We start from the raw sequence: 15,946 nt of genomic DNA, 5'->3' as shown, positions 1-15,946 counted from the left end.
AATGCCTACCGTACTTTCCACGAAAAAACTAGCACTCAACCAGAAGGAACTACTTTTAAATAGTGGGATTGGATTCGCGGAGTATAATGCTATCAACATAGAGTTTCTGAATTTTGATCTGCCTGAACAAACTATCCAGAATGCCATTTTTACCAGCAAGAATTCATTAAAAGCAATCACATCAAAGAAAATTGATATCACAAATTGCTTTTGTGTGGGAGAGAAAACTGCAATAATGGCTAGGCAGATGGGTTATAATGTTCTGGAAACTACAGCCTATGCTCATGATTTGGCAAATATCATCATCCAGAATTATCGCAACCGGGAATTTCAGTTTTTCTGTGGTTATTCGAGACTTGATGAACTTCCGGAAATGCTTCGGCAGCAAAATATAGCTCTTGAGGAAATTAAGGTCTATAAAACCACGTTGAACATTCAGCAATTTAATTCAGATTACGACGGAATTCTCTTTTACAGCCCAAGCGGCGTGAAAAGCTATACCAGTAAAAATACGATTGATTCCATTGCATTTTGCATTGGAGACACTACTGCTTCCGAAGCAAAAAAACATACTACCAGCATCGTAACTCCGGGAACTCCCGGTATTGAAAACCTGATCGCCGTGGTAGCAAAAACATTTAGAAAAGACTTAAAACATCAGCAATGATCAAGAATGACCTTTTTTTAAAAGCACTTAGAGGTGAAAGCGTAGAACGTCCACCCGTTTGGATGATGAGACAGGCAGGAAGATATCTTCCTGATTTTATGAAGCTTAAAGAGAAATACGACTTTTTCACCCGCTGTCGTACCCCTGAACTTGCTACTGAAATTACGGTAATGCCTATTCGCCAGATAGGACCAGATGCTGCGATACTTTTTAGCGACATTCTTGTAGTCCCACAGGCAATGAACATCGAGGTGGAGATGAAGCCAGGTGTTGGCCCGTGGTTGCCAAATCCAGTAGATACTCCCGCAAAAGTAGAACAGGTGATCGTACCAGATGTGAATGAGACACTTGGCTATGTTTTTGATGCGATCAAGCTTACAAAACAGGAATTAAATGATGAGGTACCGCTCATAGGATTCGCCGGTTCTCCTTGGACCATTCTATGTTACTGTGTACAGGGACAGGGATCTAAAACCTTTGATAAGGCGAAAAGATTCTGTTTCATGGAACCTTTCGCTGCGCATAAATTACTTCAGAAAATTACTGATACTACCATCGCTTACCTGAAAGAAAAAGTAAAAGCCGGTGTAGATGCCGTACAGCTTTTCGATTCCTGGGGAGGATTGCTGGAGCCTAATGACTACAAAGAATTCTCATGGCAGTATATGCAACAGATCATCGATGCTTTGAAAGATGAAGTTCCTGTAATTGCTTACGGAAAAGGGTGTTGGTTTGCCTTAAAAGATATGTCACAATCTGGAGCAGCTGCTCTTGGAGTAGACTGGACTTGTGATGCTCGAAATGCACGTTATTTAAGTGGTGGACAGATCACTTTGCAGGGGAATTTTGATCCTGCCAGGCTTTACTCTAAACCAATCGAAATTAAATATATGGTGAACGATATGATCAAAGCCTTTGGAAAAGATCGTTATATCGCTAACCTTGGTCATGGTATTTTGCCAAATATTCCTGTAGATAATGCGAAAGCTTTCGTAGACGCTGTCAAGGAATACAGAGAATAAGCCAATACTAAAAATTACAAGAACCGAACCTAAGCTGAAAAGTCTTCATGAGCATGAAAGAACAATTTTACAGATATATTGAACAATTGCAGGATTCGATCACTTCAAAACTCGAGGAGATCGATGGCGGCGCCAAATTCAAAGAAGATATCTGGAAAAGAAATGAAGGCGGTGGCGGTAGAACGCGTGTGATCGAAAATGGAAATGTATTCGAAAAGGGAGGTGTGAACATCTCTGCTGTTCACGGTCCACTGGCTCCGGCCATGCAAAGCTATTTTAAAGTAGGTGATGTGGACTTTTTCGCCTGCGGACTCAGCCTTGTGCTTCATCCTAAAAATCCAATGGTTCCAACGGTTCATGCCAACTGGCGCTATTTTGAAATGTATGAGAAAGACGGTACTGTGATCGACCAGTGGTTTGGTGGTGGTCAGGATCTTACTCCTTATTATCTTTTCGAGGAAGATGCAAAACACTTTCACTATACCTGTAAAAAAGCATGTAATCCTCATGGGTTTTCTTTCTATTCAGATTTTAAGAAGAAGTGTGATGAATATTTCTGGAATGCACACAGGAATGAAGCCAGGGGAATCGGCGGACTTTTCTTCGATTATTTAAAAGAGAATGATCGTATGAAGATTGCCGACTGGTATGATTTTGTGACCGATGTTGGTGATTCATTTTTACAGGCTTATATCCCGATCGTGGAGAAACGCAAGAATGTGCCTTATTCTGAAGAGAATAGAAAATGGCAGGAAATTCGACGTGGACGCTACGTAGAGTTTAATCTTGTACATGATAAGGGAACTTTGTTCGGTCTAAAGACCAACGGAAGAATAGAAAGTATCCTCATGAGCCTTCCACCTCACGTACAATGGGTTTATGATCATCATCCTGAACCTGGAAGTGAAGAAGAAAAACTCATACAGGTGCTTGAAAGACCTGTGAATTGGGTTTAAAATATACTGCGCCTGCAGCAATACTAAAAAATTGAAACAATGCTTAGAAGAAACCGAAGACTACGTACGAACGAATCTGTAAGATCACTGGTTAGAGAAACCTTTATCTCTCCAAACGATTTCCTGGTGCCAATTTTTGTGGTAGAAGGAAAACAGGTTAAGGAAGAGATCGCTTCCATGCCCGGTTATTATAGATATAGCCTTGATCTTCTAAAGCAGGAAATAAAAGAATTATGGAGCCTTGGTCTAAAGTCGGTTTTGCTTTTTGTAAAGGTCCCGGATGAACTAAAAGACAATGCTGGTACTGAAGCTATAAATCCTGATGGATTGATGCAAAGAGCCGTGAAGACTGTGAAAGATGTCGCGCCTGAGATGGTCATCATGACAGATGTTGCCCTTGATCCTTATTCCTCTTACGGTCACGATGGGATCGTAAATGATGGTAAGATCCTTAACGATGATACCAACGCGATCCTGGCAGAGATGGCTTTATCTCATGCTAAGGCAGGTGCAGATTTTGTAGCGCCCAGTGATATGATGGATGGTAGGATCTTCGAGATGAGAACTTTACTCGAGGATGAAGGTTTTCATGATACCGGCATTATGAGCTATTCCGCGAAGTACGCTTCCGCGTTTTATGGTCCGTTTAGAGATGCTCTGGATTCTGCTCCAGGCTTTGGTGATAAGAAAACCTACCAGATGGACCCTGCCAATCGGGATGAAGCTATCAAGGAAACTTTGATGGACATTGAAGAAGGTGCAGATATCGTGATGGTGAAACCAGGTCTTTGTTATCTGGACATTGTGCGTGATATCAAAAATGCTGTAAATGTGCCTGTTGCGGTCTACCAGGTAAGTGGTGAATATGCGATGATCAAAGCTGCAGCTGAGAAAGGATGGCTGGACCACGACGCTGTAATACTGGAACAGTTAACAGCTATAAAGCGGGCCGGGGCTAATATGATCGCCTCGTATTTCGCAAAAGATGCGGTGAAATTAATTTCCTGATTTTTAGAAAAATATAAGACTGCTTCTGTTTTTACAATCAGTTTTTGGCTTAACATTGTTGTATGAAATTCAGTAATTTTTTATGGATAAACTTGCTACTGCTTCAGGTATTTCTACTTGGTGGTACGAATGTTTATGCTACTGAAGTTTCTACGGAAATAAAGCCTACTGATGAATTTCAGTTTAATCAGGCGCATAGTAACAAGAATGCTTATCTGCCTGATGAAGCTTTTTCTTTTTCTGAAAAAGTAAATGCTGAAGAGTCCGATTTTTCAAAAGTCTTCGGAAGTCTTGATAGTATTGAAGCGGTAATTTCAGAAGAAAAAGTAGGTCTACAGATCTTTACAAATTTCAGGTTTCATTTTCACCTGAAGAAAATCCTCTTTCCATTCCATAGTTTCTGGTAAATAGAATGAATTACATCAAGCTGATTAAGGTTTAAATACCTGAAAAGCACCATTTATTTCATTTTAAATACTAAATCAATATGGATACTATATCTCTAATTTTAGGGCTGGTACTTCTGGCTCTTTTCGCAATACCTATTATATATCTTATTTTAAAAAGCAATGCTCAAACTTCAAAAGTGAAGCAACAAGCTTATGATTTTGCTACCCAGAATAAACTCAAAATAGACGAGTTTGAACAGGTTGGCACTACGATCATAGCACTGGACGTGAGCAATAAAAAAATCATTTTCAGCAATGCTGAAGGTGAGGATCAATTTGAGATCATTGATCTTACTCAATATGCCACAATACAGTTGCAACATGATCTACAGGCTAGAAATTCAGAAAAAATTCAGTTTCTGGCCTTAAATTTCGCCGCTAAGCAAATGCAAAGTGCTAAGTCTATTTGCTTCTACGATGAAGCCGGTAGTGACATTACTGCTCCTGAAATAAGATTGCAGCAGGCACGAAAATGGGAAACTAAAATAACTCCTTTGATCGCTGCTTAACCTTCAGCAAAAATCGAGAAAGGTCTTTCGAACATGAAAGACCTTTTTTGTTTTATAATTTCTTTTTAAATATTTGAATTGAGAATACATAAATTAGCCAGTCTAACTTATTTAAGTGCATGGGATTACTGATCATTTTTGCCGTATTATCAATATTTTTTTCTTTTATGTGCTCCATTCTGGAAGCTACATTACTGAGTATAACACCATCCTATATCAAGATCAGGAAAAAGGAAGGAAAGAGCTATGCTAAAGATCTGGCAAATCTAAAGAAGGATATAGACAAGCCGCTTATCGCAATTCTTACCATAAACACTATTGCTCATACCGTGGGAGCTATTCTTGTGGGTGTTCAGGCTGAAAAGACCTTCGGTGATGGGGGAAATTCTGTGATGATCGTGTCAGCCATCATGACTTTAGCGATCCTCGTACTTTCAGAAATTATTCCGAAGACCATTGGAGCTACCTACTGGCAGTCGTTAGGTAATTTTACTGCCAAAACTCTTAATATCATGATCTTCCCGCTTAAGTATACGGGAATTCTATGGCTAATGATGCTTACTACAAAACTGATCGGGAAATCTGCCCATGTAAGTACGATGAGCCGAGAAGAATTCGCTGCGATCACTGATGCTGCGGAAGAAGAGGGTGTTTTCGAAGAAAGCGAAACTACGGTTATCAAGAACTTACTCGTTTTCAAATCTATCGAAGCTAAAGACGTGATGACCCCATTTTCAGTAGCGATCGTAGAAGACGAAAGTATGAGTCTGAGCGATTTCTATTCCAACCATAAGAATCTGAAATTCTCAAGAATCCCTGTTTATAAAGAGAAATCAAACAATGTCTCAGGATTTATTCTGAAAGATGATGTTCTGGAAGCTATGATCGATGAACATGGTGAGCAACCTCTAAGTAACATTAAAAGAGATATCCTGGTGACGAACGACAATACTCCTATTCCTGAATTGTTCGAGATCTTCGTTGAAAAACGCGCTCATATTTCCATGATCGTGGATCAATTTGGTAATACCACCGGGATCGTTACCATGGAAGACATTATCGAAACATTATTAGGGCTGGAGATCATGGATGAAAGCGATAGTGTGGAAGACATGCAGGTACTTGCCAGAAAGAACTGGGAACGCCGCGCAAAACGCCTCGGACTCATCCAGAGAAAACAGGACCAGGAAACTACTTCTACTTTAGATAATAGTGATGAACCTGATGTAGATGAAACAGGTAAACATTAGAACACCACTTGGGGTCGCAACGATCCTTGGAGACGAAAACGGAATTCTGGAGATAAAAGTTGATGATTCTACCAAGGAATCTTCAGAAATACCTGAGATTCTTCAGACAGCAGTTTTGGAACTACAGGAGTATTTTTCAGAAAAGAGACAGAATTTTGATCTACAATTGAATCCGAAGGGAACCGACTTTCAGAAGAGAGTCTGGGAAGAACTTGGAAAGATCCCTTATGGAACTACAGTTTCATATCTTGATCTATCGCGTAAACTTGGCGATGAGAAGGCAATTAGAGCCGTAGCTTCTGCCAATGGAAAGAATCCGCTCTGGATCGTTGTTCCCTGTCATCGTGTAATTGGAAGTGATGGTTCTCTTACTGGTTATGCTGGCGGTTTGCATCGCAACAAATGGTTGCTGGATCTGGAAAACCCACCTTTACAGCAAAGTCTATTCTAAATTTGCTAATTTCAGAGTATGAAAAAGATTTTCAAGCTCCTCCTATATATTGCATTATTTATCGTTGTTCTATCCATAGGTCTTTATTTAACAGGTTATGGATATATTTTGCGTGCAGTACAAACCACTTATTTAAACGGACACAAAACTGCTTTTATCGATGATCATCCCTACTTTGATAACGCCATTATTGAGAATGGAGAAAACATTCAGGAATGGCCGCTGGCAAAAGATTATAATAGTATCAAAGCAACCAGAAGTATCGATAGTCTGCATAACGAACTGGAGACCGCTGCTTTTTTAATCATTCAGAACGACAGCCTGGTCTATGAAAATTACTACCAGGAATACGGTGTTGCGAGCCAGACGAATTCCTTTTCCATGGCTAAAAGTGTGGTTACATTACTTATGTACAAAGCAATTCAGGATGGATACCTTGAAAATATCCAGCAGCCTGTAGAAAACTTTTTCCCTCAGTTCGACAAAAAACTTAAAATCGGAGATCTTTCCTCGATGGCTTCAGGGCTTAACTGGAATGAAAATTATTACAATCCATTTGCATCAACTGCCCGCGCCTACTTTGGAAAAGATATTCGGGAGCAGGTGCTGGATTTGAAAGTGATCAAAACTCCAGGAGAGGAATTTGAATACCTTAGCGGAAATACACAATTGCTCGCTATGGTCATTCAAAAGGCTACCGGTAAAAGCCTGAGTGACTACCTGAGCGAAAGTTTCTGGAAACCAATGGGAATGAACGATAGTGCGCTCTGGCAACTGGATAGTAAAGAATCTGGCATGGAGAAAGCGTACTGTTGTATCGCTACCAATGCGAGAAACTTTGGGAAATTTGGAAAATTATTACTTAATAACGGCCAGTGGAACGGCGAGCAACTATTGGATGCTGCCTATATCGAACAGCTTTCAAAACCTAGATTTGAAGATTCACCATACTATGGTTACGGCTTCTGGCTAAGCGATTATAAAGATAAAGAGATCTATTATATGCGAGGTATTTTAGGTCAATACGTGATCATAATTCCTGAAGATGAGCTCGTGATCGTAAGGCTTGGTGAAAAACTCATTCGGAAAGATGATGATAAACATTACGAAGATTTCTATCGTTATATTGACGAAACCTACAAAATGATCGGGAATCGTAAACAGTGATATCCAAGATTAGAACATAAAAAAAGCCGGAATAAATCCGGCTTTAAAATTATAATTGCATTTCAGGAATATCGCCTTCGACGATGAGTTTTCCTTCCGTAGCATTTTGAACGTCTTCCACACTTACACCCGGTGCCGTTTCAAGCAATTTAAAGCCATTATCGGTTACTTCTATCACCGCAAGGTTAGTTACGATCTTAGTCACGCAGCCAACGCCTGTAAGCGGCAGAGAACATCTTTTCAGCAATTTGGACTCTCCAGCCTTATTAGTATGCATCATGGCCACAATAATATTTTCTGCTGAAGCTACCAGGTCCATGGCTCCACCCATTCCTTTCACCATTTTCCCTGGGATCTTCCAGTTGGCAATATCTCCATTTTCAGCTACTTCCATAGCTCCAAGGATCGTAAGATCCACGTGCTTCCCTCGTATCATCCCAAAACTTGTGGCAGAATCAAAAAAACTTGCTCCGGGTCTGGCAGTGATCGTTTGTTTCCCGGCATTTATAAGATCTGCATCCTCCTCTCCATCCAGGGGAAAACGACCCATTCCCAGAATTCCATTTTCACTCTGGAACTCTACCTGAATATCATCCCGAACAAAGTTTGCTACTAATGTTGGAATCCCTATTCCAAGATTTACATAATATCCGTCCTTTACTTCTTTAGCAATTCGTTGTGCTATTCCGTTTTTATCTAGTGCCATCGCTTAATCTTTTTGTCTAACCGTACGTTGTTCAATTCTCTTCTCGTAATCCTTTCCCTGGAAAATTCTTTGTACGAAAATTCCCGGAACGTGAATATGGTTAGGATCCAGTTCACCAGGCTCTACGAGTTCTTCCACCTCGGCTACCGTGATTTTCGCTGCACCACACATGACCGGATTAAAGTTTCTGGCTGTTCCTTTAAAAATAAGGTTCCCAGCTCTATCCCCTTTCCAGGCTTTTACAAAAGCAAAATCTGCCTTGAAAGCTTCTTCAAGTACGTACATTTTTCCGTCAAACTCTCTGGTTTCCTTGCCTTCTGCAACTTCAGTTCCATAACCTGCTGGTGTATAGATCGCAGGAAAACCTTGTTGTGCTGCCTGGCATCTTGCTGCTAGCGTTCCCTGCGGAATCAATTCCACGTCAAGTTCACCGCTAAGCATTTGTTTCTCGAAAATGGCATTTTCACCTACATATGAGGAAACCATTTTATCGATCTGTTTCTTGTGAAGTAATTGCCCAAGTCCAAAATCATCTACACCTGCATTATTAGAAATACAGGTAAGATTTTTAATATTAAGGCGTACCAGTTCAGAAATGGCGTTCTCCGGAATTCCGCAGAGTCCAAAACCACCTAGCATAAAAGTCATTCCGTCTTTTACACCTTCTGTAGCCTTCTGTACGCTATCAACCGTTTTTATGATCATTTTTTCAGAATTTAATCCGAAAATACAAAATTTAAAAGGTCAATACAACGACAGAAGTTGGCTTAATTAATTAATTCAGAATTATTATACCGAATTACTGAAGATTATTTAAAAATCAAGCTCGTCTGGAACCGAATCGTCATTTGAACTATTCGAGTTATAGCTTGCACAATCTATCGCAATGCTCAAATTCTCCGGTCTTTCAAAAGCTTCTTTGGACACATTGAGATCTGGATTTGCATACACATCTTTCATATACATCCCCCAGATTGGCAGTGCCATGGTAGCTCCCTGACCATACTGTATTCCTGGAAAATGTACTGCACGATCTTCAGCTCCTACCCATACTCCGGTTACAAGATCTGGCACCATTCCCATAAACCAACCATCACTTTGATTCTGCGTAGTCCCTGTTTTACCTGCTATCGGATTTTTAAAATCGTACGGATAACCGGTCATTACATCCTTGTAAAATGCATTAGTGGTTCCCCAGGTATTACGCAGCCTGGTTCCTGAACCTCCCTGAGTTACGCCCTCTAGTAAGTTTACAGTTACGTAAGCTGCTTCTTTGCTAAGAACATCCCTGGTTTCTGGAACGTTTTGATAAAGTACAGTCCCATTCTTATCTTCAATACGATTCACCATTACCGGTTTGATATAAACTCCCTGGTTCGCAAAAGTGCTGTATGCTGAAACCATCTCAAAAAGACTGATATCTGCTGTTCCCAGTGCGATCGAAGGCACTGCAGGCACGTTTTCAGTATCAATACCCAGTTTACCAAGTAGATCGATCACAGGTCCCGGACCTGTTTTATCGATCAATCGCGCAGTAATGGTATTTACAGATCTCGCCAGCGCCTGTTTAAGCGAAAGCATTCCTGAATATTCATTATCACTGTTTCTAGGCGCCCAGTCTTTCATATTTCCATGTTTGCCGGCTTCGATCGTAAATTTAGATCTTGGCAAGGTATCACAAGGTGAAAATTTAAGCTGGTCTATCGCAGTTGCGTACACAAAGGGTTTAAAGGTTGAACCTACCTGTCTTTTCCCCTGCTTAACGTGCTCGTATTTGAAATGCTTAAAGTCAATTCCTCCAACCCAGGCTTTCACTTCGCCGGTTTGAGGAACCATAGACATCATTCCTGCTTGCAAAAATGCCTTATAATAAAGAATAGAATCACGCGGAGTCATCACTGTATCAATAGTTCCTTTCCAGCTGAAAACTCTCATTTCCGCTTTCTCTTTAAAGGATTTCTTGATCTCAGCATCAGATTTTCCCTGTGCTTTCATTTGCTTCCAGCGGGCAGAGACTCTCATCGCATTCTGTATACTGGACTCAACTTCCTCTTCAGTAATATCGCGGAAAGGGGCCGTTGGATTTTTCTCGTTCTGGCGATCAAATGATTTCTGAAGATTGGCGATATGACTGGTGACTGCATTTTCTGCATATTCCTGCATTTTTGAATCAATGCTGGTGTAAATCTTGAGTCCGTCGCGATATAGACTATATTCAGATCCATCAGGCTTCGGATTTTCTTCGATCCATTCTTTCATAAAGCCCTGAAGGTAAGCTCTAAAATAAGTCGCCATTCCCTCATCATGCCCTTCCGGAGTGAATTCAATTTTCATAGGTAACTTCTGAAGAGAATCTGTTTCCTGTTCAGAAATAAAACCATTACGATTCATTTGCTCAAAAACCTGGTTTCTTCTGGATTCCACCAGTTCTGGTCTTCGCATTGGGTTGTAGAGCGCCGAGTTCTTCAGCATTCCTACCAGAACTGCCGACTCTTCTATTTTCAATTCTGAAGGTTCCTTATCGAAATAGATCTTGGAAGCAGAACGAATTCCCACCGCCTGGTAGATAAAATCGTATTTATTGAAGTACATGGTAATGATCTCTTCCTTGGTGTACTGGCGTTCCAGTCTTGTTGAAATCACCCATTCCTTCACTTTCTGAAATACCCGTTCCACATCGTTTTGTGCGACATCTTCAGTAAATAATTGTTTTGCTAATTGTTGGGTAATGGTACTCGCACCACCTCTTGTTCCCAGGTAAACTGCAGCTCTGGCGGTTCCTTTTGCATCGATCCCCGAGTGTTGATAAAAACGTTCATCTTCAGTAGCGATTAAAGCCTGTACCAGGTGATCTGGCAGATCTTCATATTTGATCGGGGTTCTGTTCTCACTGTAATATTTTCCAAGGGTTTCTCCATCTGCGGAAAAGATTTCGGTAGCAAGGTTGTTTTCAGGGTTTTCGAGTTCATCGAAAGAAGGCATCTTTCCGAAAAATCCCCAACCTGCAAAAAGAAAAATTAGAATTCCGGCTAGAATCCCAATTCCAAATAATGTCCAGAAACCCACGATATACTTGCGATTGCTATGCGCTGGTTTCTTTGTTTTCTTGTTAGTAGCGGCCATTTATATGCTAAAAATTAATTGTCGTTCTTTTCAATTCTGAATCCTATATCGGTTATTCCTTCCAGTTCTTCGATACCGTCCACATCACCATTCTTACGCATCGCCTGTTGTATGCTCACTTTGTAATTGCCCGATTCTTCAAATTTCACGTCTTCCTTATACCAGAGTTTGCTTTCCTTGATATCTCCAAAGCCTTCCCCAAGCCATTTCCCATCTGGTCGAGCCATTTCATACTCGAGAGTATCGCTAATCACCTTTCCCTGCGGGAATCTGATTTCGGTTATTAAAAACAAATTACTGTAAGCGTACTGGTTATTGTTCCGCACATTAATAAACAGGTCATATACCTTTGTTGAGTCCAGTTCCTCCAGTTCAAAAGTGACCACTGAATCTTTATGCCAATGCTGTACCGCCTGGTATTCATCAAAAACCCGTTTTTCATCACAGCCAACTGTAAGCGCTGAAACAAAAATTAATAGGCAAAAAACTTTACGCATTCTTAGACTTTGTAGGGTTTGGTTTGCGTTTCTTTCTTTTCTTATTTCGTTTCTTACTTTGTTGCTGTTTTGGTTTATCAAAACGCGTAAGACTATCTTCACCGCCAGAATTATTAAATCCTTTTGTTTTTTCTTCGCTTAGGATCACTTCTGTTTCATATTCTTCCAGGCTAGTAGCCGCTTCACCCTTTTTATTCAGGGCTACGATCTTATTCGCCTGTTCCGGACTCAACTGGTGCCAGTTCATCCATTCTCCTTCATAAGCATACCAGAGCGCACCTTTAAAAATGTCTATTTTTTGACATACGGCAGTTCCTTTCTTGGTCTTTAACTTAACGTCGGTTTTTGGAAAAGATTTTAATGCTTCCAGATAAGTATCCAATTCATAGTTCAGGCAGCACTTTAGTTTCCCACATTGTCCTGCAAGTTTCTGAGGATTAAGGGATAATTGCTGATATCTAGCTGCTGAAGTGCTAACAGATCTAAAGTCTGTAAGCCAGGTAGAACAGCAAAGTTCTCGACCACAGGAACCAATTCCTCCAAGCCTGGCCGCTTCCTGTCGAAGTCCGATCTGTTTCATTTCAATACGGGTATTGAATTCCCGTGCGAACTCCTTAATTAATTGTCGAAAATCCACACGATCTTCTGCAGTGTAGTAAAAAGTAGCTTTAGAACCATCTCCCTGAAACTCGATATCGCTTATTTTCATGCTTAGATTAAGCCTGATCGCAATCTGTCTTGATCTTTGTTTGATCTTCTCCTCGCGCTCTCTTCCTTCCTGCCAGATATCGATATCTCTTTGAGAAGCTTTACGGTAGATCTTCAGAACTTCTTCGGAATCCTGCGCAACTTTTTTCTTCTTCATCTGTACGCGAACGAGCTCACCGGTAAGACTAACCTGTCCTACATCGTGACCTGGGCTGGCTTCCGTAGCAACTACATCGCCAATACTAAGACTTAGATTTTCAGTATTTCTATAGAAGTGTTTACGGCCGTTTTTAAAACGTACTTCTACGATATTAAAAGGTTCCACGCCTCCCGGAAGAGACATGTTGGAAAGCCAGTCGAAAACGCTTAGTTTATTACAACTGTCTGTTCCACAGGTTCCGTTGTTCTTACATCCTTTCGGCTGACCGTCTTTGCCGGTCGAGCAACTTGTGCAAGCCATATGTTATATATATTGAGGGCGTAGCTTTAGATAGCCTGTAAAACATCATCCTGTCTAAGCGCTTTGCTTTCTGGTGCAGGATCTCCTTCATCTTCACAGCCCTAATACCGGGCATTCGGCATTCCCTAAAGTACCTCCTTGAGGTTCATAAAAATTTTCAACAGTAAATATACCAATATTAATTGGCTCCACCATTTAGAAGAAACTATTGCTTATAACGCAAAACTTCAGATCTTCCTTTTTTAAAGATCTTGTTGCTGGCTCCTTTTCCTTTTCTCAATGCTTTCTGTTCTTCATAAGGTAAGGCATGGATCTCTTTACAATCTGTAGAACAACAATTATCCATTTTTTCCGCACATTCCTCACACTGAATGAATAACAGATGACAAGCTTCGTTCGCACAATTTACATGCGTATCACAAGCTTTTCCGCATTGATGACACTGTGCGATCACATCTTCTGAAATTCGCTCGGCGCGTCGATGATCAAAAACAAAGTTCTTTCCTATAAATTTGTTTTCCAGTTGCTGATTTTCGACCTGACGGGTATATTCAATAATTCCGCCTTCAAGTTGATAAACATTCTGAAATCCTTTGTGTTTGTAATAAGCACTAGCTTTTTCGCATCGAATCCCGCCAGTACAATACATCACCAGGTTCTTATCTTCTTTATGATCTTTCAGATCCTCTTCGATAATATCAAGTGAATCCCGGAAGGTATCCACATCTGGTGTGATCGCTCCCTGAAAATGACCAATTTCGCTCTCATAGTGGTTTCTCATATCCACCAGAATTGTGTTTGGATCATTTATTAGTTCATTGAACCGGTTGGCATCCACGTGAATTCCCTTATTGGTTACATCAAAAGTATCATCATTAAGACCATCTGCTACGATCTTCTTACGCACTTTCACCTTCAGCTTCAGAAAGGACTTGATATCATGCTCTATGGCGATATTCAATCGAACATTTTCCAGGAAATAGATTTCGTCAATAAATTTCTTGAATTCATTGAACCGCCTGGCAGGAACTGAAAGCTGGGCATTAATACCTTCGTGCGCTACATAGATCCTCCCGAGAACATCCATCTGGTCCCAGGCAATAAAAAGATGATTTCTGAAAAGTTCGGGATTTCCGATTTTTGCGTAAGCATAGAAAGAGAGCGTAAGCCTGTCTTCACCGGCTTCTTCTAATAGTGCTTCCCTTTCCTTAGCGCTCAATTTATTGTACAGTTGCATGCTATACTAATATTTTAAGGGTTAAGAAAAATTTCGGCAAAGATACATTTTTAACTGAGGTGAGAAAATTTGAGAGTATTTCCAAAGCTTATCCAAATATTTGGAATAATTCCATAATTGTAGCTACATTTTTATTGTATTGCAACAAAACTTATATTATTTTAGCACACCTTAATTGGATATATTTTAAAACATATACATGAGCAACGATAAAGAGAAAGAAGCGAAATTAAAAGCCTTAAAGCTTACCCTTGACAAAATGGATAAAACCTACGGAAAGGGTACCGTGATGAAAATGAGCGACCAGGTGGTCGTGGATGTAGACGCAATTTCTACAGGTTCACTTGGATTGGACCTTGCTTTGGGAGTTGGTGGATACCCAAGAGGAAGAGTGATCGAGATTTATGGTCCTGAATCTTCTGGTAAAACCACACTTACTTTACATGCGATTGCTGAAGCTCAGAAAAAAGGCGGTATTGCTGCTTTTATTGATGCAGAACATGCTTTTGATCGTTTTTATGCTGAAAAACTTGATGTTGACATTGATAACCTGATCATCTCTCAGCCAGATAACGGTGAACAGGCGCTTGAAATAACAGATAATCTTATTCGCTCTGGTGCGATCGATATTATTGTGATTGACTCCGTTGCGGCACTTACACCAAAGAGCGAGATAGAAGGTGAAATGGGTGATTCTAAAATGGGACTTCATGCGAGATTAATGTCGCAGGCACTTAGAAAACTTACTTCTTCAATTAGCAAAACAAATTGTACGGTGATCTTTATCAACCAGCTAAGAGAGAAGATCGGGGTAATGTTCGGGAATCCGGAAACTACTACCGGTGGTAATGCATTAAAATTCTACGCTTCCGTTCGTTTGGATATTAGAAGATCTACCCAAATCAAGGATAGTGCAAATAACGTAATGGGTAATAAGACCAGGGTTAAAGTAGTGAAGAACAAAGTTGCTCCACCATTTAAAACTGCCGAATTCGATATCATGTACGGTGAGGGTGTTTCCAAGATCGGTGAGATCATTGATATTGGTGTGGATTACGAGATTGTCAAGAAAAGTGGATCATGGTTTAGCTATGAAGACACCAAACTTGGACAGGGTCGTGATGCAGTCAAAACCTTATTAAAGGATAATCCAGATCTTATGGAAGAACTGGAAGTCAAAATTAAAGAAGCTATCAAGGTCGCCAAAGAAGCTTAATTAAAAATCCCCTCCCGGGGATTTTTTTTGATACCTACGCAACCATTTCTCAATTATTGCATCTACTATAAAAGCAATAAGAATATGAGAAAATTGGTTGTAATAGCCCTGACATTACTGCTAATAAGTTGTTCAGTAGACAATGATTCCCAAATCACCTCCTACGAATTAGCAAGTATTACCAGTCATGATCTGCCAGACGAATTTGTATTAGGTAAAACTTACGATGTAAGAGTAGATTTCGTCTTTCCATCAGATTGTAATAACTTTCAGGCGCTAGACGCTCGAAGAGCAGGCACAACTTCAGAAGAAAGAAGCCAGATCTACATTTCGGTTGTTACCGCTGTTGTCGAAAATAGTTCCTGTACCAGAGATGTTATTGGAGCATCTTCAAGCACAAAGTTTGTAGTGACCATCGACGAAGAAAGAGATTACACTTTTAGATTCTGGAAGGGACAGGAAGGAGATGAAGCAATCTATGAAGAAGTTATCGTACCTGTTGTAATGGAGCAGTCATAAG

17 protein-coding genes are annotated in these 15,946 nt (G+C 40.4%); 11 read left to right on the top strand and 6 right to left on the bottom strand.

Annotation, left to right across the window (positions count from 1 at the left end):
* Window position 1 precedes the first annotated feature (1 nt).
* The 9 genes from ACNKXS_RS04995 to ACNKXS_RS04955 all read left to right on the top strand — a co-directional run bounded on the left by ACNKXS_RS04995 (window position 2) and on the right by ACNKXS_RS04955 (window position 7,479).
* Entirely contained in the window at window positions 2-667 is a 666-nt protein-coding gene (locus tag ACNKXS_RS04995) for a uroporphyrinogen-III synthase (RefSeq protein WP_417919894.1), read from the top strand.
* Window positions 664-1,689 (top strand): uroporphyrinogen decarboxylase, encoded by a 1,026-nt coding sequence (gene hemE / locus ACNKXS_RS04990; protein WP_417919893.1) that lies wholly within the window; start codon window positions 664-666, stop codon window positions 1,687-1,689. The genes ACNKXS_RS04995 and hemE overlap by 4 nt, the downstream gene beginning before the upstream one ends.
* A 53-nt stretch (window positions 1,690-1,742) precedes the next feature.
* Window positions 1,743-2,645, top strand: coding sequence for an oxygen-dependent coproporphyrinogen oxidase (gene hemF, locus ACNKXS_RS04985; protein ID WP_417920144.1), 903 nt, complete (start codon window positions 1,743-1,745; stop codon window positions 2,643-2,645).
* 39 nt (window positions 2,646-2,684) lie between these two features.
* Complete coding sequence (hemB, locus tag ACNKXS_RS04980; RefSeq protein ID WP_417919892.1) at window positions 2,685-3,653, top strand: porphobilinogen synthase; 969 nt, start codon at window positions 2,685-2,687, stop codon at window positions 3,651-3,653.
* 62 nt (window positions 3,654-3,715) lie between these two features.
* The gene (locus ACNKXS_RS04975) at window positions 3,716-4,060 is read left to right on the top strand and encodes a hypothetical protein (RefSeq protein WP_417919891.1); all 345 of its coding nucleotides are present in this window, start codon (window positions 3,716-3,718) and stop codon (window positions 4,058-4,060) included.
* Between the two features lie 80 nt (window positions 4,061-4,140).
* On the top strand, window positions 4,141-4,611 hold the full coding sequence (locus ACNKXS_RS04970; RefSeq protein WP_417919890.1) for a hypothetical protein: 471 nt from the start codon (window positions 4,141-4,143) through the stop codon (window positions 4,609-4,611).
* A 119-nt stretch (window positions 4,612-4,730) separates the two neighbouring features.
* Window positions 4,731-5,861 (top strand): CNNM domain-containing protein, encoded by a 1,131-nt coding sequence (locus ACNKXS_RS04965; protein WP_417919889.1) that lies wholly within the window; start codon window positions 4,731-4,733, stop codon window positions 5,859-5,861.
* A complete protein-coding gene (locus ACNKXS_RS04960; RefSeq protein WP_417919888.1) occupies window positions 5,842-6,312 on the top strand; it encodes a methylated-DNA--[protein]-cysteine S-methyltransferase in 471 nt (156 codons plus the stop codon). Before ACNKXS_RS04965 ends, ACNKXS_RS04960 begins: the two co-directional genes overlap by 20 nt.
* 18 nt (window positions 6,313-6,330) lie before the next feature.
* Window positions 6,331-7,479, top strand: a complete 1,149-nt coding sequence (locus ACNKXS_RS04955; RefSeq protein WP_417919887.1) for a serine hydrolase domain-containing protein — start codon at window positions 6,331-6,333, stop codon at window positions 7,477-7,479.
* Between the two features lie 49 nt (window positions 7,480-7,528).
* On the opposite strand, the gene ACNKXS_RS04950 is transcribed toward ACNKXS_RS04955, so the two are convergent.
* The 6 genes from ACNKXS_RS04950 to trhO all read right to left on the bottom strand — a co-directional run bounded on the left by ACNKXS_RS04950 (window position 7,529) and on the right by trhO (window position 14,210).
* A complete protein-coding gene (locus ACNKXS_RS04950; protein ID WP_295180284.1) occupies window positions 7,529-8,185 on the bottom strand; it encodes a CoA transferase subunit B in 657 nt (218 codons plus the stop codon).
* 3 nt (window positions 8,186-8,188) lie between these two features.
* Entirely contained in the window at window positions 8,189-8,890 is a 702-nt protein-coding gene (locus ACNKXS_RS04945) for a CoA transferase subunit A (RefSeq protein WP_417919886.1), read from the bottom strand.
* Window positions 8,891-8,998: 108 nt separating this feature from the next.
* Window positions 8,999-11,308: a penicillin-binding protein 1A gene (locus ACNKXS_RS04940; RefSeq protein WP_417919885.1), complete on the bottom strand. Its 2,310-nt coding sequence runs from the start codon at window positions 11,306-11,308 to the stop codon at window positions 8,999-9,001.
* 14 nt (window positions 11,309-11,322) lie between these two features.
* Complete coding sequence (locus ACNKXS_RS04935) at window positions 11,323-11,805, bottom strand: gliding motility lipoprotein GldH (RefSeq protein ID WP_417919884.1); 483 nt, start codon at window positions 11,803-11,805, stop codon at window positions 11,323-11,325.
* Window positions 11,798-12,973, bottom strand: a complete 1,176-nt coding sequence (locus ACNKXS_RS04930; RefSeq protein WP_295180288.1) for a PSP1 domain-containing protein — start codon at window positions 12,971-12,973, stop codon at window positions 11,798-11,800. Before ACNKXS_RS04930 ends, ACNKXS_RS04935 begins: the two co-directional genes overlap by 8 nt.
* 205 nt (window positions 12,974-13,178) lie before the next feature.
* Window positions 13,179-14,210 carry an oxygen-dependent tRNA uridine(34) hydroxylase TrhO gene (gene trhO, locus ACNKXS_RS04925; RefSeq protein WP_417919883.1) on the bottom strand — a complete coding sequence of 344 codons (1,032 nt, stop codon included), beginning with the start codon at window positions 14,208-14,210 and terminating at the stop codon, window positions 13,179-13,181.
* 199 nt (window positions 14,211-14,409) lie between these two features.
* Between trhO and recA the strand changes: the two genes are divergently transcribed.
* On the top strand, window positions 14,410-15,426 hold the full coding sequence (recA, locus tag ACNKXS_RS04920; RefSeq protein ID WP_295180291.1) for a recombinase RecA: 1,017 nt from the start codon (window positions 14,410-14,412) through the stop codon (window positions 15,424-15,426).
* An 84-nt stretch (window positions 15,427-15,510) separates the two neighbouring features.
* Window positions 15,511-15,945 carry a hypothetical protein gene (locus tag ACNKXS_RS04915; protein WP_417919882.1) on the top strand — a complete coding sequence of 145 codons (435 nt, stop codon included), beginning with the start codon at window positions 15,511-15,513 and terminating at the stop codon, window positions 15,943-15,945.
* Window position 15,946 lies beyond the last annotated feature (1 nt).

It is taken from the genome of Christiangramia marina (assembly GCF_048285865.1).
In the GTDB taxonomy this organism is placed as follows: Bacteria; Bacteroidota; Bacteroidia; order Flavobacteriales; family Flavobacteriaceae; genus Christiangramia; species Christiangramia marina.
This window is presented reverse-complemented; position numbering and strand designations above follow the sequence as displayed.